This is a genomic window from Pseudomonas sp. fls2-241-TYG-175, assembly GCF_030209155.1.
Classification (GTDB): Bacteria; Pseudomonadota; Gammaproteobacteria; order Pseudomonadales; family Pseudomonadaceae; genus Aquipseudomonas; species Aquipseudomonas viridiflava.
In genome coordinates this window covers 171,075-191,278 of sequence record NZ_JARVSO010000014.1, presented here as the reverse complement: position 1 = coordinate 191,278, position 20,204 = coordinate 171,075, and the positions used below count along the sequence as shown (strand labels likewise).

Annotated in this window: 17 protein-coding genes; 7 read left to right on the top strand and 10 right to left on the bottom strand. The window is 61.1% G+C overall.

All coding sequences use genetic code 11. From position 1 onward, the window contains the following. The first annotated feature begins 87 nt into the window (after positions 1-87). The 4 genes from QRN20_RS12455 to QRN20_RS12440 are packed head-to-tail and all read left to right on the top strand — an operon-like array spanning position 88 to position 4,176. The gene (locus tag QRN20_RS12455) at positions 88-1,182 is read left to right on the top strand and encodes a polyamine ABC transporter substrate-binding protein (protein ID WP_004880507.1); all 1,095 of its coding nucleotides are present in this window, start codon (positions 88-90) and stop codon (positions 1,180-1,182) included. A 56-nt stretch (positions 1,183-1,238) separates the two neighbouring features. Further along, positions 1,239-2,381: a polyamine ABC transporter ATP-binding protein gene (potA, locus tag QRN20_RS12450; RefSeq protein WP_029243586.1), complete on the top strand. Its 1,143-nt coding sequence runs from the start codon at positions 1,239-1,241 to the stop codon at positions 2,379-2,381. Between the two features lie 35 nt (positions 2,382-2,416). Then, a complete protein-coding gene (locus QRN20_RS12445) occupies positions 2,417-3,298 on the top strand; it encodes an ABC transporter permease subunit (RefSeq protein ID WP_161627649.1) in 882 nt (293 codons plus the stop codon). After that, on the top strand, positions 3,295-4,176 hold the full coding sequence (locus tag QRN20_RS12440) for an ABC transporter permease subunit (protein WP_004880501.1): 882 nt from the start codon (positions 3,295-3,297) through the stop codon (positions 4,174-4,176). The genes QRN20_RS12445 and QRN20_RS12440 overlap by 4 nt, the downstream gene beginning before the upstream one ends. Before the next feature lie 229 nt (positions 4,177-4,405). Here QRN20_RS12440 and QRN20_RS12435 read toward each other — a convergent pair whose 3' ends face one another. Then, positions 4,406-6,793, bottom strand: a complete 2,388-nt coding sequence (locus QRN20_RS12435) for a penicillin acylase family protein (protein WP_122499212.1) — start codon at positions 6,791-6,793, stop codon at positions 4,406-4,408. Between the two features lie 204 nt (positions 6,794-6,997). Here QRN20_RS12435 and bipL point away from each other — a divergent pair, with 204 nt between their 5' ends. Beyond that, positions 6,998-7,939, top strand: coding sequence for a phospholipase BipL (gene bipL / locus QRN20_RS12430; RefSeq protein WP_058430719.1), 942 nt, complete (start codon positions 6,998-7,000; stop codon positions 7,937-7,939). Here the strand turns inward: bipL and QRN20_RS12425 are convergent. Beyond that, a complete protein-coding gene (locus tag QRN20_RS12425; protein ID WP_058430718.1) occupies positions 7,936-8,127 on the bottom strand; it encodes a hypothetical protein in 192 nt (63 codons plus the stop codon). The two genes, bipL and QRN20_RS12425, sit on opposite strands and share 4 nt — an antisense overlap. 28 nt (positions 8,128-8,155) lie before the next feature. After that, a complete protein-coding gene (locus QRN20_RS12420) occupies positions 8,156-8,914 on the bottom strand; it encodes a DUF2059 domain-containing protein (RefSeq protein WP_004880485.1) in 759 nt (252 codons plus the stop codon). Between the two features lie 141 nt (positions 8,915-9,055). Between QRN20_RS12420 and QRN20_RS12415 the strand changes: the two genes are divergently transcribed. Continuing rightward, a complete protein-coding gene (locus tag QRN20_RS12415) occupies positions 9,056-9,691 on the top strand; it encodes a 2OG-Fe(II) oxygenase (protein WP_025996666.1) in 636 nt (211 codons plus the stop codon). A 110-nt stretch (positions 9,692-9,801) separates the two neighbouring features. Then, entirely contained in the window at positions 9,802-10,239 is a 438-nt protein-coding gene (locus tag QRN20_RS12410; protein ID WP_029244427.1) for a DUF4399 domain-containing protein, read from the top strand. Positions 10,240-10,447: 208 nt separating this feature from the next. On the opposite strand, the gene QRN20_RS12405 is transcribed toward QRN20_RS12410, so the two are convergent. From QRN20_RS12405 to QRN20_RS12375, 7 genes are all read right to left on the bottom strand, one after another. Continuing rightward, entirely contained in the window at positions 10,448-12,031 is a 1,584-nt protein-coding gene (locus tag QRN20_RS12405) for an ABC transporter ATP-binding protein (RefSeq protein ID WP_122409351.1), read from the bottom strand. 1 nt (position 12,032) lies between these two features. Beyond that, entirely contained in the window at positions 12,033-13,055 is a 1,023-nt protein-coding gene (locus QRN20_RS12400) for an ABC transporter permease (protein ID WP_004880478.1), read from the bottom strand. Next, positions 13,055-14,122 carry a microcin C ABC transporter permease YejB gene (locus tag QRN20_RS12395; RefSeq protein ID WP_004880477.1) on the bottom strand — a complete coding sequence of 356 codons (1,068 nt, stop codon included), beginning with the start codon at positions 14,120-14,122 and terminating at the stop codon, positions 13,055-13,057. The genes QRN20_RS12400 and QRN20_RS12395 overlap by 1 nt, the downstream gene beginning before the upstream one ends. A 1-nt stretch (position 14,123) precedes the next feature. Beyond that, positions 14,124-16,010, bottom strand: coding sequence for an extracellular solute-binding protein (locus tag QRN20_RS12390; protein WP_217386885.1), 1,887 nt, complete (start codon positions 16,008-16,010; stop codon positions 14,124-14,126). A 146-nt stretch (positions 16,011-16,156) separates the two neighbouring features. Further along, entirely contained in the window at positions 16,157-18,874 is a 2,718-nt protein-coding gene (locus tag QRN20_RS12385; protein ID WP_029244424.1) for a TonB-dependent receptor, read from the bottom strand. A gap of 192 nt (positions 18,875-19,066) precedes the next feature. Further along, positions 19,067-19,468 carry an ExbD/TolR family protein gene (locus tag QRN20_RS12380; protein WP_004880470.1) on the bottom strand — a complete coding sequence of 134 codons (402 nt, stop codon included), beginning with the start codon at positions 19,466-19,468 and terminating at the stop codon, positions 19,067-19,069. Then, the gene (locus tag QRN20_RS12375; protein WP_004880467.1) at positions 19,468-20,175 is read right to left on the bottom strand and encodes a MotA/TolQ/ExbB proton channel family protein; all 708 of its coding nucleotides are present in this window, start codon (positions 20,173-20,175) and stop codon (positions 19,468-19,470) included. The genes QRN20_RS12380 and QRN20_RS12375 overlap by 1 nt, the downstream gene beginning before the upstream one ends. Between the last annotated feature and the right edge of the window lie 29 nt (positions 20,176-20,204).

Sequence of the window (20,204 nt, the reverse complement as noted above, 5' to 3'; positions counted from 1 at the left end):
TGGACTCATAGACGGTAAGTTGCGCGCCGGTTTTGTCGTCCGGATGCCATCCGGCTTTCAGGCCTCTCTGTTAAAAGGATTCATGTTGTGTCTATTTCTAATCTTTCCAAAGCCTTGCTGGTGACTGCCGGGCTGACACTGGCAGCCAGTGCTCAGGCCGAATCCACCGTGCATATTTATAACTGGTCCGATTACATCGGCAAGACCACGCTGGCCGACTTCGAAGCCGCGACGGGCATCAAGCCGATGTACGACGTGTTCGATTCCAACGAAACCCTGGAAGCCAAGCTGCTGGCCGGTCGCACCGGCTATGACGTAGTCGTGCCGTCCAACCATTTCCTCGGCAAGCAGATCAAGGCGGGCGCGTTCCAGAAGCTCGACAAGTCGCTGCTGCCTAACTACAAGAACCTCGACCCGGCGCTGCTCAAGCGTCTGGAGAAGAACGATCCCGGTAACCAGTACGCCGTGCCTTACCTGTGGGGCACCAACGGCATCGGTTACAACGTCGAGAAGGTCAAGGCGGCGCTGGGCGTCGACAAGATCGACTCCTGGTCGGTGCTGTTCGAACCGGAGAACATCAAGAAGCTGTCCAGCTGTGGCGTAGCATTCCTCGACTCTGCGGACGAGATGCTGCCTGCCATGCTCAACTACCTCGGGCTTGATCCCAACAGCACCAAGGAAGCCGATTACAAGAAGGCCGAAGCCAAACTCATGGCGATTCGTCCTTACGTGACCTACTTCCATTCCTCCAAATACATCACGGACCTGGCCAACGGCGACATCTGCGTCGCGGCCGGTTTCTCGGGCGATGTGTTCCAGGCCAAGGCCCGCGCCGAAGAAGCAGGCAAAGGCGTGAAGCTTGCGTACAGCATCCCGAAAGAGGGCGGCAACCTGTGGTTCGACATGCTGGCGATTCCGGCTGACTCGAAAAACGTCAAGGCCGCCAGCGCGTTCATCAACTACCTGCTCGATCCCAAGGTGATCGCGCAGGTCAGCGATGAAGTCGGTTACGCCAACCCCAACCCGGCCTCGGGTGAGTTCATGGATCAGGCGATCCGCACCGACGAAGCGGTCTACCCACCGCAGGAAGTGCTGGACCGGTTGTTCGTGAACAGCGAGTTGCCACCCAAGGTGCAACGTCTGATGACCCGCAGCTGGACCAAGGTCAAGTCGGGCAAATAACAATCCAGCGCCCGGCCGTTTTGGCCGGGCTGCCTATCATGTTGGGAGTTTCACCCATGGCAGTTGCCTCCGGCGCCTACAAGAAAGCCCTCGAAGGCGGTCAGCAACCCAAACAGGTGCTGGTCAAGATCGATCGCGTCACGAAAAAATTCGACGAGACGATTGCTGTGGACGACGTGTCCCTGCAAATCAACAAGGGTGAGATCTTCGCCCTGCTCGGCGGATCGGGCTCCGGCAAGTCCACACTGCTGCGCATGCTGGCAGGCTTCGAACGTCCGACCGAGGGTCGCATTTACCTCGACGGCGTCGACATCACCGACATGCCGCCGTACGAACGTCCGATCAACATGATGTTCCAGTCTTACGCGCTGTTTCCGCACATGACCGTGGCCGACAACATTGCTTTCGGTCTCAAGCAGGACAGGCTGGCCAAGTCGGAAATCGACGCCCGCGTGGCCGAAATGCTCAAGCTGGTGCAGATGACCCAGTACGCCAAACGCAAGCCGCATCAGCTTTCGGGCGGGCAGCGTCAGCGTGTCGCCTTGGCCCGCTCGCTGGCCAAGAAGCCCAAACTGCTGCTGCTCGACGAGCCCATGGGCGCGCTGGACAAGAAACTGCGTTCGCAGATGCAACTGGAGCTGGTGGAAATCATCGAGCGCGTGGGTGTGACCTGCGTGATGGTGACTCACGATCAGGAAGAGGCCATGACCATGGCCGAGCGCATCGCGATCATGCACCTGGGCTGGATCGCCCAGATCGGCAGCCCGATCGACATCTACGAAACCCCGACCAGCCGTCTGGTGTGTGAGTTCATCGGCAGCGTCAACCTGTTCGAAGGCGAAGTGATCGAGGACATGGAAGGCCATGCGCTGATCCGCAGCCCCGAGCTTGAGCGCAATATTTATGTCGGCCACGGCGTGAGTACGTCCGTGGAAGACAAGAGCATCACCTACGCGCTGCGCCCGGAAAAACTGCTGATCACCACCGAGCAGCCGAGCTTCGAGTACAACTGGTCGCGCGGCAAGGTCCACGACATCGCCTACCTGGGCGGTCATTCGGTGTTCTACGTCGAGTTGCCCGGCGGCAAGCTGGTGCAGTCCTTCGTGGCCAACGCCGAGCGTCAGGGCGCGCGTCCGACCTGGGGCGATGAAGTCTACGTGTGGTGGGAAGACGACAGCGGCGTGGTACTGCGCTCATGAAAATCCGCAAGATCAAGCGCGCCTTCGAGCGCATCATGCCCAACGGTCGGCAGATGGTCATTGGCGTGCCGTTCCTCTGGCTGTTTCTGTTCTTTGCGCTGCCGTTCCTGATTGTCATCAAGATCAGCTTCGCCGAGGCTGACGTCGCGATCCCGCCGTACACGGAAATCTTCAGCTACGCCGAAGAGAAGCTGCAGTTGGTGCTGAACCTCGCCAACTACACCTTGCTGACCGGCGATGACCTGTACGTTTCGGCGTACCTGGGTTCGCTGAAAATGGCCTTCATCAGCACGCTGCTGTGCCTGCTGATCGGCTACCCGATGGCCTACGCCATCGCCAATGCGCGCAAGGACATCCAGACGGTTCTGTTGCTGTTGATCATGATGCCGACTTGGACCGCGATCCTGATCCGCGTCTATGCCTGGATGGGCATTCTCAGCAACAACGGGCTGCTCAATGCATTTCTGATGTGGTTGGGCCTGATCGACGAGCCGTTGCAGATCCTCAACACCAATCTGGCGGTGTACATCGGCGTGGTCTATTCCTACCTGCCGTTCATGATTCTGCCGCTGTATGCCAACCTCGTGAAGCACGACACCAGCCTGCTGGAAGCCGCGTCCGATCTGGGGTCGAGCACCTTCAACAGTTTCTGGAAAATCACCGTGCCGCTGTCCAAGAACGGCGTGATCGCCGGCTGCATGCTGGTGTTCATCCCGGTCGTCGGCGAGTTCGTGATCCCCGAACTGCTGGGCGGGCCGGAAACCCTGATGATCGGCCGCGTGCTGTGGCAGGAATTCTTCAACAACCGTGACTGGCCCGTGGCTTCGGCGCTGGCGGTCATCATGCTGCTGGTGCTCATTGTGCCGATTATCCTGTTCAACCGCAGTCAGGCCAAAGAACTGGAGGGCAAGGCATGAAGACCTTTCGATTCTCGAACCTGATGCTGGTCCTCGGTCTGCTGTTCATCTATGCGCCGATGGTCATTCTGGTCATCTACTCGTTTAACGCCTCGCAACTGGTGACGGTATGGGGCGGCTGGTCGGTGAAGTGGTACGTGGGCCTGCTGGACAACTCGCAACTGATGGGCTCGGTGATGCGCTCGCTGGAAATCGCCTGCTACACAGCCATCGCGGCCGTGGCGCTGGGGACAATGGCGGCGTTCGTGCTGACCCGCATCACACGCTTCAAGGGCCGGACGTTCTTCGGCGGGCTGGTCACGGCACCGCTGGTGATGCCAGAAGTGATCACCGGTCTGTCGCTATTGCTGCTGTTCGTGGCGATGGCGCAGCTGATCGGCTGGCCACAGGAACGCGGCATCGTGACCATCTGGATCGCGCACACCACGTTCTGCGCGGCTTACGTGGCGGTCGTGGTGTCGGCGCGTCTGCGTGAGCTGGACCTGTCGATTGAAGAGGCCGCGATGGATCTGGGGGCGCGTCCGTGGAAGGTGTTCTTCCTGATCACCATCCCGATGATCGCGCCATCGCTGGCGGCGGGCGGCATGATGTCCTTTGCGCTGTCGCTGGACGACCTGGTCCTGGCCAGCTTCGTCTCCGGGCCGGGCTCGACGACCTTGCCGATGGAAGTGTTCTCGGCCGTGCGTCTGGGTGTGAAGCCTGAGATCAACGCGGTGGCGAGTCTGATTCTGCTGGCCGTCTCGCTGGCCACCTTTCTGGTCTGGTTCTTCACCCGCCGTGCGGAAAACAACCGCAAACGCGCGATCCAGCAAGCCATCGAGGAAAGCGCCGCCGACTCCTGGAAACAGCCCGACCCACGCCGCGCTCCGGCTGCGTAACACTGATCGTTCCTACGCTGCGCTCATCGTTTGATCGTTTCCACGCTCTGCGTGGGAATGCCTCCCAGGACGCTCCGCGTCCGCTCTCGAAGGTGGCGCAGATGTGTGCCCAGGCTCCAGCGTTATCCACGTCATGCACTCGGCTCACTGAATCCTCAGTCTGTGCCATTTGTGACGCAGAGCGTCACGGGATGCATGCCCACGCGACGAGCGCGATCAGTGCCCTCGCTCACTGCCCCGGCACGAACCTCAACACCCCTTCGGTGTGCTCGACCACGTCCTGTTCGCTGAAGTGCTGTTTCATGTACTCGCCATTGATGTAGGCCTTGGCCTGATCCGAGTAGTGCTTGTCGAACGGTACGCCGCTCTGGCCGACGGGGTTGATGCCCAGGCTGTTGGCGGGGTCGGCGAAGTCGATGATGCGGCGGGTCGAGGGGCCGTAGTTCACGGGCCACGGCGCAGGGCGAATGCTGGCTGACAGGTTGTTCGGCACTTCATGCGTACCCGGCGCCGGGTAAGGGCCAACGTTCAGCACTTTATCCAATGGCTTCTGTGAGCCCAATGGATGTCCATGGGTCAATGTGTGCGCTCTGCCCCAGACCCATTCGTCCGGGTTGTTGCCGTACAGGGATTTGAGGTGCGAAACGCTGGCGCGCCACGCAACCTTGACGGTATTGGCGCGGCTTTCTTCGTGAGGTGAGTTGCGGTTGTTCCACCAGGGCGAGTCGGCATCGGCGGCCAGACGCGGCAGGGCCATGTCCAGCGAGCGTGTCGTCAGGAGCGTCTGGAACAGGTCATCGCCCAGTTCATCGTGGAAGGTTTCTTCGGCGATGTCGAACAGGAACTGGTTGAACAGCGTCGCACCCACCGAGTCCAGCGAATACTCGCCGTTCCAGCTGGCCATCCGCTCCACCAGAGCAAGTTCTTCGGGGTCGCTGACGACTTTGCGTAGCACTGGAATCAGCGGCCTGAGGATGCTCGGCGCATAGTCGGTCCGCGTGCCCAGTTGCAGTTTCTTGTTGGCCTCCACGTCCCACTTGACCGAGGCGTCGCTCAACTGGCGATCAAGCTGTTGGCCGCGCTCAGGCGGGTTGTAGTAACCCGGAATCTGCATGCCGGTGGGCGAAAGCGGCTGGAAGTTGGCCGACACGATGTAGCCTCGTGCCGGATTCTCTTCCTGCGGGTTGGCGCTGAAGGGGTAAAAACCCAGCTTGTCGGCCTGCGACGTGCTGCCATCGAGGATGTAGGTCGGGTTGACGCCTTCCGGCCGGATCGGCAATTGCGCCGTTGCCCACCAGCCGATGTCACCCTTGGCGTTGGCCCAGACGATGTTCAGGCCGGGTGCCTGAATCTTCTCGGCCGCGCTGCGCATCTTCTCTCGCGTGTCGGCGCGGTTGGCCTCATAGAAACCGTCCAGCACCGGGTTGTCCGACACCAGGAACGACCACCACATGGCGATGGGCACCTGTCCTGCATTCTTGCCCATGGCATCGTTGACGACAGGGCCGTGCGGCGATTCCAGAAGGCTCAGGGTGACAGGCGCTTGGCCCTTGACCGCAATCTGCTGTTCGGTGCGAGTCATCTCGACCCACTGACCGTGATACCAGACCTGATTGGGATTTTCAGGATTGGTCTTCTCGGCGATCAGGTCCATGTCGTCGTTCTGGAACATGGTCAGGCTCCAGCCGAAGTCCATGTTGTGGCCCAGAAACGCGAACGGGTTCAGCGGCTGAAAATGCCCATACAGCTCAAAGCCCGGTGCTGACAGCTGCGCCTCGTACCAAGCGGCAGGCACCGAGAAGCGGATGTGCGGGTCGCCCGCCAGAATGGGTTTGCCGCTTTGCGTGCGGCTGCCGGAAATCGCCCAGGCATTGCTGCCTTCGAATTGCGGCAGGCCGGCCTGCTCGAACGCTTCATTGCTCAGTTTCGCCAGCGCGCCAAGGCCTTTCCAGTCCGCGCCGGTCAGCGCGGGTTTCTGGTCCAGCATGCCGTTCGGGTGCCAGTCCAGATCGAAAACCTTCAGGTACTGCGGGCCCAACTGGTCGCGCACATAGGTCATCAAGGGTTCGGTACGCAATGCCGAAGCAAAACTGTAGGCCAGATAGCCACCGATGCTGAGCGTGTCTTCAGCGCTGAACGGCCGCTTGGGGATGCCCAGTGCGTCGGACTCCATCGGCCTTGCGTGGGTGTCCTGATACTGATTGATGCCGTCGATATAGGCTTCAAGGGCCTTCCACATCGGCGTGTTCTTGTCCTGACGCGCCACATAGGCCGCCGCGTGATCACGAATGCGCAGGCTGCGGAACAATTTGTCGGTCTCGATCAGATTCGGACCCAGGATTTCGGCCAGTTCGCCACGCGCCAGACGCCTTATCATTTCCATCTGGAACAACCGGTCCTGAGCCTGGACATAACCCAGGGTGCGGTACAGGTCCGCTTCGTTTTCGGCGCGTATATGCGGCACACCGCGTTCGTCGTAGCGCACACTGACCGGCCCCTGCAGACGGCTCATGGCAATCTCGCCCTCGCGCACCGGCTGTTTGCTGTGGATGTACCAGCCTGCGCCACTGGCAACGATGGCGATGATGATGGCAAGGGCGATCAGGCTGCGTTTCATCCGGGTCCTCAATGGGTGGCGTATTGCGGGGATGAAGGCTACCGTTTTGGCTCAGGGCTGGGTAGTGAAGATACCAGGCAGATACAATGCGTGAGTTTTGTGAAAGACGTTTTAACTGCGTCGGTCTGGCTTGTCATGTCCAGGCAGACAGAAGACTATCCCTGCATCATATTCTCGCGGCGCTTGCCCGAACCTGGAAGGCCCATGTCCGTAAAGTTCGACCCCGATAATCTGCGTGCCAGCCTGTTGCCGCTTGGCATCATCGATCCGCTTTCGCCGGATGGACAGGCGTACCAGCGCTTCTATGGACTGGGCGGTCTGGGCGGGGAGAACGTGATTCGCAGCTGGCTCGGGCGGCTGGATGTGGCGGGGTACGAGATCGTTGGGCAGGTGTGGATTCCCGAGAATGCCGTCGCGACGCTGTTTCTGTTCCATGGTTTCTATGACCACATGGGGCTTTACCGGCACGTGATCGAATGGGCGCTGGGGCAGGGCTTTGCGGTGATTTCCTGCGACCTGCCGGGGCACGGGCTTTCCAGCGGCAGCCGCGCAAGCATCAACGACTTCGCGGAATATCAGGCCGTGCTGCAGCAACTGCTGCTGGAAGCGCAGGCCCTCAGACTGCCGCAGCCCTGGCACCTGTGTGGCCAGAGCACCGGCGGTGCCATCGTGATCGATCATTTGCTCAATCAGGGTGCCGACAGCCCAGCGCAAGGACAGGTCATTCTGCTGTCGCCACTGGTGCGCCCGCGTGCCTGGGGCTGGTCGCGGCTCAGTTACTACCTGCTCAAGCCCTTCGTGACCGGCATCGCCCGACGTTTCACCGAAAACTCCAACGCCCCGGCCTTCCTGCCGTTCCTGCTGGCCGACCCGTTGCAGCCCAATCGACTGCCGACCGCCTGGGTCGGCGCGCTGGCGCAATGGATCGTACGTATCGAAAGCGCGCCACGCAGCACACGCAGTCCGTTGATCATTCAGGGTGAGGCGGACATGACGGTGGACTGGCTACACAACCTGAGCGTTCTGAAGGACAAATTCAGCGAACCGCAAATCCTCATGCTCGGTCCCGCTCGCCATCACCTGGCCAACGAACTGCCAGAGTTGCGCGCACGGTACTTCGATTTTCTGGCGGAGCGGTTGCGTTAAGGCTTCTGGAGAGTACGGGCCGAAAACGCTTTGACCTGACGGCGCAGACGGAAGTTGTCGACGGCCAGCGTCACGGTCGTGATCAGACCCAGCACGGCAAACGCGTCCTGCCCCAGTTCCCTCCAGAACAGCGAGGCCAGAACGGCCATGGCGATTGCGGTGGCGAGCAATGCGATCGAGTCTTTCATAACGTCCTTTTTGATAATGACTGCCGGGTTACTGCGCGGGGTTCAGACTCGACGTACTTTGCCCGACCGCAAGTCCTGCGCGGATCGCGGCGAGTGCCGCCTGGTAGTACGCCTGACCTTCCGGCGATTCAGCGAAGGTCGAAAACTCTTCCAGCTCCGGGTCCGACAGCTCGCGATAGACGTACAGCAGCGTGTTGTTCAGGTCGGCACTGATCTGCGCCATCAGGCGCTCGCGCTGGCCTTCGAGCATGCCTTGCGCCTGACCTCCGCCCAACAGGCCGGGAATCATCTGGCTAAGGCTGTCGGCGGCCACACCGGCGATGGCCAGGCTGACTTCGGCACCGGCCTGTTTGGCGGGCAGTGCTTGCGCCAGATGGCCGATCAACAGCTGGCGGGTCGCGTCGGCTTCAATGTGCGGCAGCCCGTCGGCATGCTTGGCCAACTGATCAGCGCGGGTCGCGGTCAGTTCGGCGTTGACGATCTTGCGGCCCAGTGGCGACTGGAAGAATTGCAGCGAGGGGTTGGGGTCCTTCAGCGTTTCACGCAGGCGTCGTGCAGCACGCTGATCCATCGCCTGCGGTGCAAAACGCTGATTGCTGTTATTGACCAGCGCCTGAAAAACCGCAGGTGGCAGGTTGTCCCGGTAGCGCTGTTGCGCAGCTTTCAAGGCATCGTTGAAGTGCGCGCGCTGGTCCGGCCAGCCTGCAGCCTTGTACAACTGGTCATAGCTGTCTGCCCAGGCAGGCGCAGTGCACAACATCAACAACAAAACAAACAAACGGCGCATTAGGGACTCCTGTCGGCAGGTCGCTATTCTCCGGGTGTTACCGGGGACTTGTCGAGTTATCACTGCCCTTGCGCAGCGAAATCTACCGCATATGACGCGCCACATACGCGCCTCTGTCGAATTTCAGGGCTTATGGATATGATGCGCCGCATGCGCATACCCTCCGATCACCCGCTGCTGCTACGAATCGTCGACGACCTGGCCGCAAACGGCTGGTCGCAGCAGAATATTTTCCTGCCCGACAGTCTGACCCTCGAACTCGAACAAGAGTGCCGCAAGCGCGCTGCCGAAGGTGAACTGGAGCCCGCCGGTATAGGCCGGGGGCTTGCGCATGAAGTGCGCGAGGGGATTCGCGGTGACCGGATCCAGTGGCTGGAGGCAGGTCAGGCAGACTGCTGCGACAGTTATCTGGAACTGATGGACAGCCTGCGTCAGGCACTCAACCGCGGTCTGTTCCTGGGCCTAGAGGATTACGAAAGCCATTTCGCCCAGTATCCGCCCGGTGCTTTCTATCTGCGCCACGTGGACCGCTTCCGCGATGACGACAAACGCATGGTGTCGGCGGTGCTTTACCTCAATAACGCCTGGCTGCCGGAACATGGCGGTCAGTTGCGCATGTACCTCAAGGACGAGGTGGCGTATGACGTGCAGCCTACGGGCGGTTGTCTGGTTGTGTTTCTCTCCGGCGAGATTCCGCATGAAGTGCTGCCCGCAACCCGGGACAGGCTGTCACTGACCGGCTGGTTCCGGCGTCGTGGCGACGAAGTCTTTCCTTAAGTCTTGCCCGAATTCATGAAAACACTTTCATCAAGTCGTTCAGCTGTTTTTACGCGGCTCGGGCTATCGTTGCACAGCCCGACATTACGTCGATCACGTCTGGAGGCATCATGAAGTCGCTATTTTCTGGAGCTGTCGTTGCAAGCGTTCTGCTGGGCGCTTCGATGCTGGTCAGCGCCGCTGACATCCCGCGCACCGCATCGGCGCCGGGTGCCGAGGTCTACATCATCTCGCCGAAGGATGGCGAGACCGTCACCTCGCCCTTCAAAGTGCAGTTTGGCTTGAAAGGTATGGGCGTTGCGCCTGCCGGTGTGGACGTCCCCGAGACCGGGCACCATCACCTCCTGATCGACGTGAAAGACCAGCCTGCGATGGATACGCCATTGCCGATGACTGACAACATCCGCCATTTCGGCAAGGGCCAGACCGAAACCGAAGTGAACCTGCCGCCGGGCCAGCACACCCTGCAACTGCTGGTGGGTGACAAGAGCCACATCCCGCTGAACCCGAGCGTCGAGTCGAAGAAGATCACCATCAATGTGAAGTGATGGGCGGCGTGCTGGCGATCTGCAGGGGACCGGCAGCCCATGATGATCGTTCCTACGCTCCGCGTGGGAATGCCTCTCAGGACGCTCCGCGTCCGCTCTTGAATGTGACGCAGAGCGTCACGGGTCGAGGCGGGCAGATGCAGACTTCAGCGTTTCTTCTGACCTGACGCCATCGCCGGCAAGCCGCCTCCCACGGTTGCGGTGCAGTTCAACCAAACACCAGCCCCGACGAGCGCAGCAGTTCCTGTGTGTAGGGCTGCTGTGGCGCGGCGAAAATCTCCCGCGACGGGCCTTGCTCGACCACTTTGCCGTCCTTGATCACGATCAGGTCGTGCGCCAGCGCGTGTACCACCGCCAGGTCGTGGCTGATGAACAGATAGGTCAGCCCGTGACGAATCTGCAGGTCTCGCAGCAGTGCGACGATCTGTTTCTGCACGGTGCGGTCCAGCGCCGAGGTCGGTTCGTCCAGCAGGATCAGATCAGGTTCCAGTACCAGCGCCCGGGCGATGGAAATGCGCTGGCGTTGCCCTCCGGAAAATTCATGTGGGTAACGATGCCGACTGGCCGGGTCCAGCCCGACTTCGCCCAGCACTCGGATCACGGTTTCCTCACGTTCTTTGGCTGTGCCAATACCATGCGTGACCAATCCCTCAGCGATAATCTGCGCCACCGTCATGCGCGGGCTAAGGCTGCCGAACGGGTCCTGAAACACCACCTGCAACTGGCGACGCAGCGGACGCATCAGGTGCTGGCTGTGCAGGCTCAGTTCCTTGGTGCCGAAGCGGATACTGCCTTCGGAGTCGACCAGCCGCAGGATGGCCTGACCCAGCGTGGACTTGCCCGAACCCGATTCGCCAACGATGCCCAGCGTCTTGCCCTTGAGCAGTTCGAAACTCACGCCATCCACCGCCTTCACAAACTGCTGCTCGCGCTTGAACCAGGACTTCGCCAACGGAAACCAGACCTTCAGGTCCAGCACCGACAGCAGCGTGTTGGTATGCGTCGAGGGCACCGGCTCGCCATCGGGCTCGGCGTTGATCAGCAACTGGCTATACGGATGCTGCGGGCTATTGAAAAGAGTTTCGCAGTCAGCCTGTTCGACGATCTCGCCCTCGCGCATCACGCAGACCCGCTGTGCGATGCGACGCACCAGATTGAGGTCATGGCTGATCAGCAGCAGCGACATGTTCAGCCGCTGTTGCAGGGACTTGAGCAGTTCGAGGATTTTCACCTGCACCGTCACGTCCAGCGCCGTGGTCGGCTCGTCGGCGATCAACAGATCAGGCTCGTTGGCCAGCGCCATGGCGATCATGATGCGCTGGCGTTGCCCGCCGGACAGTTGATGCGGATAGGCGTTGAGGCGCGACAGCGGATCCCGGATGCCCACCAGTTCCAGCAGTTCAAGGGTACGACTCAAGGCGGCTTTGCCTTTCAGGCCCTTGTGGGTGACGAGGATTTCGCCGATCTGTTTCTCGACCGTGTGCAGCGGGTTCAGCGAACTCATGGGCTCCTGGAAGATCATCGCCACCCGGTTTCCGCGCAGGCTGCGCAATTGCTTGTCGCTGGCGCTGACCAGATCCAGCCCGTCATAGCGAATCGAGCCCTGGGTGCTGACCGTCTTGCCCGGCAACAGACGCAGGATCGAATGCGCCGTCACCGATTTGCCCGAGCCGGATTCGCCCACCAGCGCCAGGCATTCGCCACGCCGGATATCGAGGCTGACGCCATGCACCACTTCGTGGCCGTTGAAGGCAACGCGCAGATCACGTATTTCAATCAGGTTGTCGTGCATGTCAGCTCCGGGGATCGAACGCGTCACGGCAGGCTTCGCCGATGAACACCAACAGGGACAGAATCAGCGCCAGCGCGACGAAGGCGGTCAGGCCCAGCCACGGCGCCTGCAGATTGCGCTTGGCTTCGCCGATCAATTCGCCCAGCGAGGCGCTGCCCGCAGGCATGCCGAAGCCGAGAAAATCCAGCGCGGTGAGGGTAGCGATGGAGCCCGTCACGATGAACGGCAGGTAGGTGAGCGTGCTGGTCATGGCGTTGGGCAGGATGTGCCGCCACATCAGCGCGGCATCGGTCAGACCCAATGCGCGGGCGGCTTTGACGTATTCCAGATTGCGACCGCGCAGGAACTCGGCGCGCACCACGTCCACCAGCGACAGCCATGAAAACAGCGCCATGATCCCCAGCAGCCACCAGAAATTCGGTGACACGAAGCCCGACAGAATGATCAGCAGGTACAGCACCGGCAGGCCCGACCAGATTTCCTGAATGCGCTGGCCGATCAGATCGGTCATGCCGCCGTAATACCCCTGAATCGCACCGGCACAGACCCCGATCACCGTGCTGATCGCCGTCAGCAGCAAGGCGAACAGAATCGAAATCCGCGCCCCGAACAGCACCCGCGCCAGCACATCACGCGCCTGTTCGTCGGTGCCCAGCCAGTTATGGCCATCGGGCGGGCTGGGCGAGGGCGCTTCCAGGTCGTAGTTGATGGTGTCGTAGCTGAACGGGATCGGCGCGAACATCATCCAGCCGTTCTTAGCCGCGATCAGTTGGCGCACATAGTCGCTGGAATAATCCGGCTCAAAGGGCAGCTCGCCGCCGAAATCGGTTTCCATATAGGTGTGAAACGCCGGGTAATACAGCTCGCCGTCATAGCTGAGCAGCAACGGCTTGTCATTGGCGATCAGCTCGCCGCACAGGCACACCAGCATCAGCCCGACGAAGATCCACAACGACCACCAGCCGCGCCGGTTGGCCTTGAACAGCGCCATGCGTCGCTGGCTCTGGGGAGAGAACTCGAACATCAGGCGCTCCTCGCGGAAAAATCGATGCGCGGATCGACCAGCATGTAGCACAGGTCGCCCACCAGTTTGATCAGCAGGCCGAACAGGGTGAACAGGAACAGCGTGCCGAACACCACGGGGTAATCCCGCGACACCGCCGCCTCGTAGCTCATGCGTCCCAGCCCGTCGAGGCCGAAGATGGTTTCGATCAGCAGCGAACCGGCGAAGAACACCTCGATCAGCGCCTGCGGAATACCGGCAATGACCAGCAGCATGGCGTTGCGGAACACGTGGCCGTACAGCACGCGATGTTCCGTCAGGCCCTTGGCCCGCGCCGTGACCACGTACTGGCGGCTGATCTCGTTGAGAAAGCTGTTCTTGGTCAGGATGGTCAGTGTCGCGAAGCCGCCGATCACCAGCGATGTGACGGGCAGCACAAGGTGCCACAGGTAGTCCTTCACCTTGCCCCAGGTGCCGAGGCTGTCGAAGTTTTCCGAGAACAGGCCCTGCGCCGGAAACCAGCTCAGGTAGCTGCCACCGGCGAACACCACGATCAGCAGAATCGCGAACAGGAATGCAGGCGTGGCGTAGCCGATGATCACCAGCGTGCTGCTCCATACATCGAATGCGCTGCCGTGCCGTACTGCCTTGCGAATGCCCAGCGGAATGGAGATCAGGTAGGTGATCAACGTCGCCCATAACCCGAGCGACAGCGACACCGGCAGTTTCTGCGCGATCAGCTCGGTCACCGGCGCGCCGCGAAAGAAGCTGTTGCCGAAGTCCAGTTGCGCGTAGTTCTTGAGCATCAGCCACAGGCGTTCATGCATCGGTTTGTCGAAACCGTAATGCTCCTTGATCGACTCGATCAGCGCCGGGTCCAGACCGCGCGTGCTGCGGCTGGCAGTACCGCTGGAGGCCACTTCGCCGCCGCCTCCACCGACGCCGTTGGGGCTGAAACCCTGAATCCGTGCGATGGCCTGTTCCACCGGCCCGCCGGGGGCAGCCTGCACGATCAGAAAATTCACAATCAGAATGGCCAGCAGCGTAGGAATGATCAGCAGCAGGCGTCGGATTACGTAAGCCAGCATCTCAATGCTCCTTCGCAGCGGTGGTCTTGCTGCCGAGCGCAGCAGCCTGGGCGTTGGTCAGCGCGGTCGGGCTGATCTGCCACCAGGTTTCCAGGCCGACGTCGTAGATGGGCGCGGTGTCGGGCCTGCCGAAACGGTTGGCGTACACCAGCGGCGTGCCCTTGGAGAAATAGTTGGGGATCATGTAGTAACCCCACTGCAACACCCGATCCAGCGCACGGGCGTAGTGCACCATGTCGTTGCGGCTGTTGGCGGCCACCAGCCCGTCGATCAGGGTGTCCACGGCCGGGTTGCGCAGCACCATGGCGTTGGAACTGCCGATTTCGGTGGCGCTCTGTGAGCCATACAGGTTGTACAGATCACGGCCCGGCGAGATCAGCGGATTGCCGCTCTTGGGGAAGGTGACCACGATCATGTCGTAGTCCCGGGCGTTGAGCCGATTGATGTATTGCGCGGAGTCGATGCGCAGGAAATCCAGCGTGATCCCGATCTGCGCCAGCGTGCGTTTGAACGGCAGGATCAGGCGATCAAATCCGCCCTGGCCGTCGAGAAAGCTGAACACCATTGGCTCGCCTGCGGCATTGACCAGCTTATTGTCTTTCGGGTGCCAGCCGGCTTCAGCCAGCAGCTTGAGGGCCTGTACCTGTTTGTCGCGGATGTAGCCGTTGCCGTCGGTCTTCGGCGGCTGGTAGACCTGAGTGAACACCTCGTCCGGCACCTGACCCCGCAAAGGCTCAAGAATCTTCAGCTCGGCTTCGTCCGGCAATTGGGTCGCGGACATTTCGCTTTTCGGAAAGTAGCTCTGCTGGCGCACATAGAAATTGCGCATCACCCGGCGGTTGATCCAGTCGAAGTCCCACAGCATCGACAGCGCCTGCCGCACGCGACGATCCTGGAAGATCGGGTTGTCCAGATTGAACACAAAGCCCTGCGCGGCGACGGGGCGCTGAGTGGCCAGGATGTTTTTCTGCAAGCGCCCGTCGTCGATGGCCGGGCCGCTGTAGCCGACGGTAAAGCCCGCCGAGGAGTACTCCCGGTTGTAATCGAATGCCCCGGCCTGCAGCAGCTGGCGGGCGATTTCCGTGTCGCCGTAGAAATTCACAGTCAGGGTGTCGAAGTTGTACAGGCCACGGCTGACCGGCAAGTCCTTGCCCCACCAGTCTTTGACCCGCTCAAAGACTACGCTGCGCCCGGCATCGACCTTGGCGACCCGGTAAGGCCCGTTGCCCAGCGGTGGCTCAAAACCGCCGCCGTTGGCGAAGTCCCGGTCTTTCCACCAGTGCTTCGGCAAAATGTGCAGGCTGGCGATGTCGAGGGCCAGCATGCGGTTGAGGTTGTTCTTGAAGTCGAAACGTATCTGCAGCGGCCCTTCGATGGTCACGTCCTTCACGTCGGCGAACATCGGGCGATAGCTGAAGCTGGCCTTGGTGGTCATCAGCTCGTAGGTGTAGCGCACGTCCTCGGCTGTGACCGGCTGGCCGTCGTCGAAGCGCGCCTTGGGGTTGAGGTAAAACCGCACCCACAGACCGTTCGGGTCCACTTCCATCTTTTCAGCGATCAGCCCGTAGACGGTGTAAGGCTCGTCGAGCGAGCGATAGGCCAGCGGCGAGTAGACCCACGTGTCGAGCTGTACGACACCGATGCCTTGATCGACATACGGGTTGAGGTAGTTGAACTGACCGATTTCTTCGGCTGACCGGGTCAGCGTTCCACCCTTGGGGGCGTCCGGGTTGACGTAATCGAAGTGCTTGAAGCCGGCCGGGTATTTCGGTGCCTCGCCGTAGACAGTCAAGGCATGTGTCGGCGTAGCCAGCGCGACCTGCCAACAGGTGCACAACACCGCAACACCCAGCAGCAGGCGTCGCAGAAGACGGATTTGACGCGACATGATGGGGCTATCCTCGTACGCACGAATGACGCCATGCGGCGAAAAAGGCCTCCGGCCGGGGAAGGTGGATGAAACCTGTGGCCGGAGGGGGCGAGCTCGCAAACAGGACGCGACCCACGGAGCGGGTATGGGTCGCGCCTTCACCCTCAGAAGTGATACGTCATGCGTGCGAACAGCGTGCGGCCCAACGGGTCGGCGTAGCGTGGGTCGTAGCCGGACTGGAAGTTGTAGGACTGATTGGAGAACGGCGGGTTGCGGTCAAACATGTTGCGCAGGCCCGCATCGACATCCAGCACCTTGTCGAAGGTATGACCGACCGACAGGTCCCACAGCGCATACGAGGCGACCCGTGCGTTGGTGGTGCGGTCGGAGTCGTTGTAGCCCGAGGTGAAGCGGTTGGTGATGGACGCGCGGGTATTGCCCAGCGACCAGGTACCGCTCAGAACGTGTTTCCAGCGCGCAATTACGCCGTCGCCCTGAAAGTCGCCGACTTTGTCGGTGTACGGACCGTCGATGATGTTCTGGAAGTCATAACGGGTCACGTAAGTGCCGGTCATGCCCAGACCGAACTGACCATAGGGCGTGTTCGGGAAGCGATAATCGAGGCTGACGTCCACACCGCTGGTCTTGACGATGCCCAGGTTGGCGTTACCGGTCACGATGTTGGCGATGGAACCGTCAGCGGCGCGAACGAAGCGATCAGCGTACGTGTTGGGGTCGTCGAACACGGTCGATTCAGGGAAGGACTGAATCTGGTTGGAGATGTGAATCCACCAGAAGTCCAGACCCATCGACAGATTGTTGACCGGCTGATACACGAAGCCCAGCGTCATGTTACGGGCTTTTTCCGGCGCCAGTTCGGTGTTGCCGCCGCTGTTGTTGAGGAACTGCTGCGCACAGTCACGACCGGCATTGCCGCCGGGCTGCACGGTGCCGCCGGCACACAACACAGGGTCGTTGTAAAAACCCTGAGTGAACGTCGTGCTGCGCGGCGCATACAGCTCATAGAGCGATGGCGCGCGGAAGCCCTCGCTGTAGGCACCACGGACCACCAGTTGCTTGATCGGCTGATAGCGGAACGAGTACTTGGGGTTGGTGGTGCTGCCGAAGTCACTGTATTTGTCATGACGCACAGCGGCGGTCAGCTCCAGGCTGTCCAGCACCGGCACGTTCAACTCGGCGTATTCGGCTTTCACGCTGCGCTCACCCGATACGCTGCCCGCAGCATCCGCACCCAGGCTGCTGACGTCGTTGACGAACGCTTCGTACTGTTGATGCATCTTCTCTTTGCGGTACTCGCCGCCCAGTGCCAGACCGGCCGGGCCTGCGCCGAACCAGTCACCGATTTCCCGGCTGATGCGCCCGTCAATGCCAGCCACGCGGCCCACAGCGCTGGAGTATTGCCCGTGATATTGGTTGGCATCGATCAGCGCCTGACCCGCTGCGGTCTGCGGCCCGAACGGGTTGATCACGCCGTTGGCCAGGCCATTGATCATCTGCGCGTCACTGACGTAGCCGTCGGTGAGACTGGACAGCACCTTGTTCTGGTTGTACGAAGCGCCGACGTTGTAATCCCAGCCGCCGACCAGACCGTCGAAATTCAGCAGAAAGCGCTGGCTGGTGTTCTGGTCACTTGAACCGCGAGGTCCGGCGGCGGTTTCGCGCCATGCGGTGTCGACCGGTTGTGTGGGGTCGAGTGTAAAGTTGGTCGGTGCCGGGGTGATGCCATTGCCGGGATAGAACGGCGAAGACGAATCCAGCGACAGGCCGGTGAGTGGGGCCGGCCCAATGTCGGTGTGGTTGTTGTTGCGTGCCCAGAAGTATTCAAGGCTGACGTTGTGGTCGTCGGCCAGCTTGCCGGTGGCCTTGCCGAAGAACGAGGTCTTTTCGGTCTGCGGGATCAGGTCGATGTACTCGCGGGTGCTGAACCGGCAGATGCCGTTGCGGGCGATCAGGCTAGGCCCGGAGCAATTGGCGCCCAGCGGGTTGGAAGAGTTGTCGCCCTGAAAATAGTTGCCAGGGTACGCGGTGCCGGAGGTCTGGTTGAGGCCGCGCCCTGGCTGGTAATCCTGAGTGAATGAACGGTCGTTGGCGTCCAGATTCTGCTGCTTGTTGTAGTTGAAGACGCCCATCACATTGAAGCGGTCTTCTTCCAGATCACCAAAGCCCCAGCTGGCGCTCATGTCCTTGGTCGCGCCGCCGCCACTGTGGGTCGGTGTCTCGCCGCCCAGGGTCAGCGAACCGTCGGTCAGGGTCTTCTTGGTGATGAAGTTGATCACACCGCCAATGGCATCGGTGCCGTACAAGGCCGATGCACCGTCACGCAGGACTTCAACCCGATCGATGGCGGCGAACGGGATCATGTTCAGGTCGATGGCGCTGCCGTTCGGCGAACCGACACCCGAGATGGCGTTGTTGGCCAGCCGGCGACCATTGAGCAGAACCAGTGTCTTGTTGGGGCCAATGCCACGCATGTCGGCGAAGGAAGCTCCCCCTGAACCGGTACCGACAGAGCCCGCGCTGTTGTTGATCGACTGGCTGCCGGTAATGCGCTGGACCATTTCCTGAGTGGTGGTCACGCCCTGTTTCTTCAGATCATCGGCGCGCAGGATGGTGATCGGTACAGCGGTTTCGGCGTCGACCCGGCGAATCGCCGATCCGGTCACTTCAACGCGTTGCAGCTGGGTCGTGGCGGGCACGACGGCGGCAGCGGAGACGGATTCGCTGGCGGTGTCCGCTTCAACGGCCTCGGCCGCATGGGCACCGCTCATGCCCATGGCCAGGGCGCACAGCAGGGCGCGAGGGTGACGGCGGACCGCGAGGGCCAGTGGCTTGAGGGTGTATCCGGGAAGATTCATCAGCATGGTTATTTCCGACTTGGTCCAGACATTATTGAAATGGCCTTGTGAGCCCTCTATTCCTGCGCGGTTGTGCCGTGCGGGAGTTCCACTGCGTTGGTTTCCAGCAAGCCGCTCCCCTCCAGGGGCTTTTCAGCCCACGGACGATGGTGTTGGCGGGAGTCGGTTCAGCGGGTTTCGCGGGGCGAAACCCTCAGTTCATTTGGCCGTCATGACGGAAATCTTCGTGATGCCCGAGCGCTCGATGGACGCCATGGCCTTGGCCACCTGGCCATAGTTCACGTCGGTATCGGCCTGCAGCTGGACACGGATGTCCGGATCCTTGGCCTTCTCGTCCTGCAGGCTTTTCTCCAGCAGTTCGGGGGCGATTTCCGATTTGGCGAGGAAGAACTTGCCGCTCTGGTCGACGCTGACCACTACCGGATCCTTCTTCTCGGCCGGGGCGACCGAATCGGTCTTGGGCAGGTTGACCTTGATCGCGTTGGTCATCAGCGGCGTGGTGACGATGAACACCACCAGCAGCACGAGCATCACGTCCACCAGCGGCGTGACGTTCATTTCGCTGAGCACTTCATCGCTGTCTTGAGTGGAGAACGACATTAGCTTGCCTCCCGCACGGCGTGGCCTTGCTTGCTGGCGATGGGTTGACGGGATACGGCGAAGGCACTGCGCTGGGCGAGGGCGTCGAAGTCATGGGCGAAGTCGTCCATGTCGGCCACAGCCAGCTTGAGGCGGCGCAGGAAGAAGTTGTAGATCAGTACCGCAGGCACAGCGACCGCGATACCGACGCCGGTGGCGACCAGTGCATGACCGATGGGACCGGCAACCGCTTCAAGGCTGGCCGAGCCGGTCAGGCCGATGCTTTGCAGCGCTTCCATGATGCCCCAGACCGTTCCGAACAGGCCGATGAAGGGCGCGGTGCTGCCGATACTGGCGAGAATCGCCTGGCCGCTTTCCAGCGAGCGACGTTCCTTCTGAATCTGCTGGCGCAGGTTGCGCTCCAGGCGGTCCGAGCGGTTGATGGTGTGCGCCAGTTGCTGCGTGGTACGCGGTGATTCGTCCACCGCCATGGCTTCGAAACCACTGTTGGCGATGCGTGCCAGCGAGCCTGGGTATTGCGACGCATGTTCGGCGGCGGTGAGCAGGTCCGGCGCGCCCCAGAAGGCTTTGGTGAAGTGTTTGTTCTGGGATTTCAGCTTCACGTATTGCGCGGACTTGATCAGCAACAAGGCCCAGCTCAGTACGGAAAACAGAATCAGCGCCCAGAGCACGGCGGGTACGATCATGGAAGAGAGCGATGCGTTCATGGTTTACACCTCACCAGCTTTAATAGAAT

Coding starts and splice junctions, on each gene's coding strand:
- QRN20_RS12390 (WP_217386885.1), bottom strand. CDS start 16,010: ATGTCGCGTCAAATCCGTCTTCTGCGACGCCTGCTGCTGGGTGTTGCG.
- QRN20_RS12440 (WP_004880501.1), top strand. CDS start 3,295: ATGAAGACCTTTCGATTCTCGAACCTGATGCTGGTCCTCGGTCTGCTG.
- QRN20_RS12395 (WP_004880477.1), bottom strand. CDS start 14,122: ATGCTGGCTTACGTAATCCGACGCCTGCTGCTGATCATTCCTACGCTG.
- QRN20_RS12420 (WP_004880485.1), bottom strand. CDS start 8,914: ATGCGCCGTTTGTTTGTTTTGTTGTTGATGTTGTGCACTGCGCCTGCC.
- potA (WP_029243586.1), top strand. CDS start 1,239: ATGGCAGTTGCCTCCGGCGCCTACAAGAAAGCCCTCGAAGGCGGTCAG.
- QRN20_RS12415 (WP_025996666.1), top strand. CDS start 9,056: ATGCGCCGCATGCGCATACCCTCCGATCACCCGCTGCTGCTACGAATC.
- QRN20_RS12400 (WP_004880478.1), bottom strand. CDS start 13,055: ATGTTCGAGTTCTCTCCCCAGAGCCAGCGACGCATGGCGCTGTTCAAG.
- QRN20_RS12425 (WP_058430718.1), bottom strand. CDS start 8,127: ATGAAAGACTCGATCGCATTGCTCGCCACCGCAATCGCCATGGCCGTT.
- QRN20_RS12435 (WP_122499212.1), bottom strand. CDS start 6,793: ATGAAACGCAGCCTGATCGCCCTTGCCATCATCATCGCCATCGTTGCC.
- QRN20_RS12385 (WP_029244424.1), bottom strand. CDS start 18,874: ATGCTGATGAATCTTCCCGGATACACCCTCAAGCCACTGGCCCTCGCG.
- QRN20_RS12375 (WP_004880467.1), bottom strand. CDS start 20,175: ATGAACGCATCGCTCTCTTCCATGATCGTACCCGCCGTGCTCTGGGCG.
- bipL (WP_058430719.1), top strand. CDS start 6,998: ATGTCCGTAAAGTTCGACCCCGATAATCTGCGTGCCAGCCTGTTGCCG.
- QRN20_RS12380 (WP_004880470.1), bottom strand. CDS start 19,468: ATGTCGTTCTCCACTCAAGACAGCGATGAAGTGCTCAGCGAAATGAAC.
- QRN20_RS12410 (WP_029244427.1), top strand. CDS start 9,802: ATGAAGTCGCTATTTTCTGGAGCTGTCGTTGCAAGCGTTCTGCTGGGC.
- QRN20_RS12405 (WP_122409351.1), bottom strand. CDS start 12,031: ATGCACGACAACCTGATTGAAATACGTGATCTGCGCGTTGCCTTCAAC.
- QRN20_RS12445 (WP_161627649.1), top strand. CDS start 2,417: ATGCCCAACGGTCGGCAGATGGTCATTGGCGTGCCGTTCCTCTGGCTG.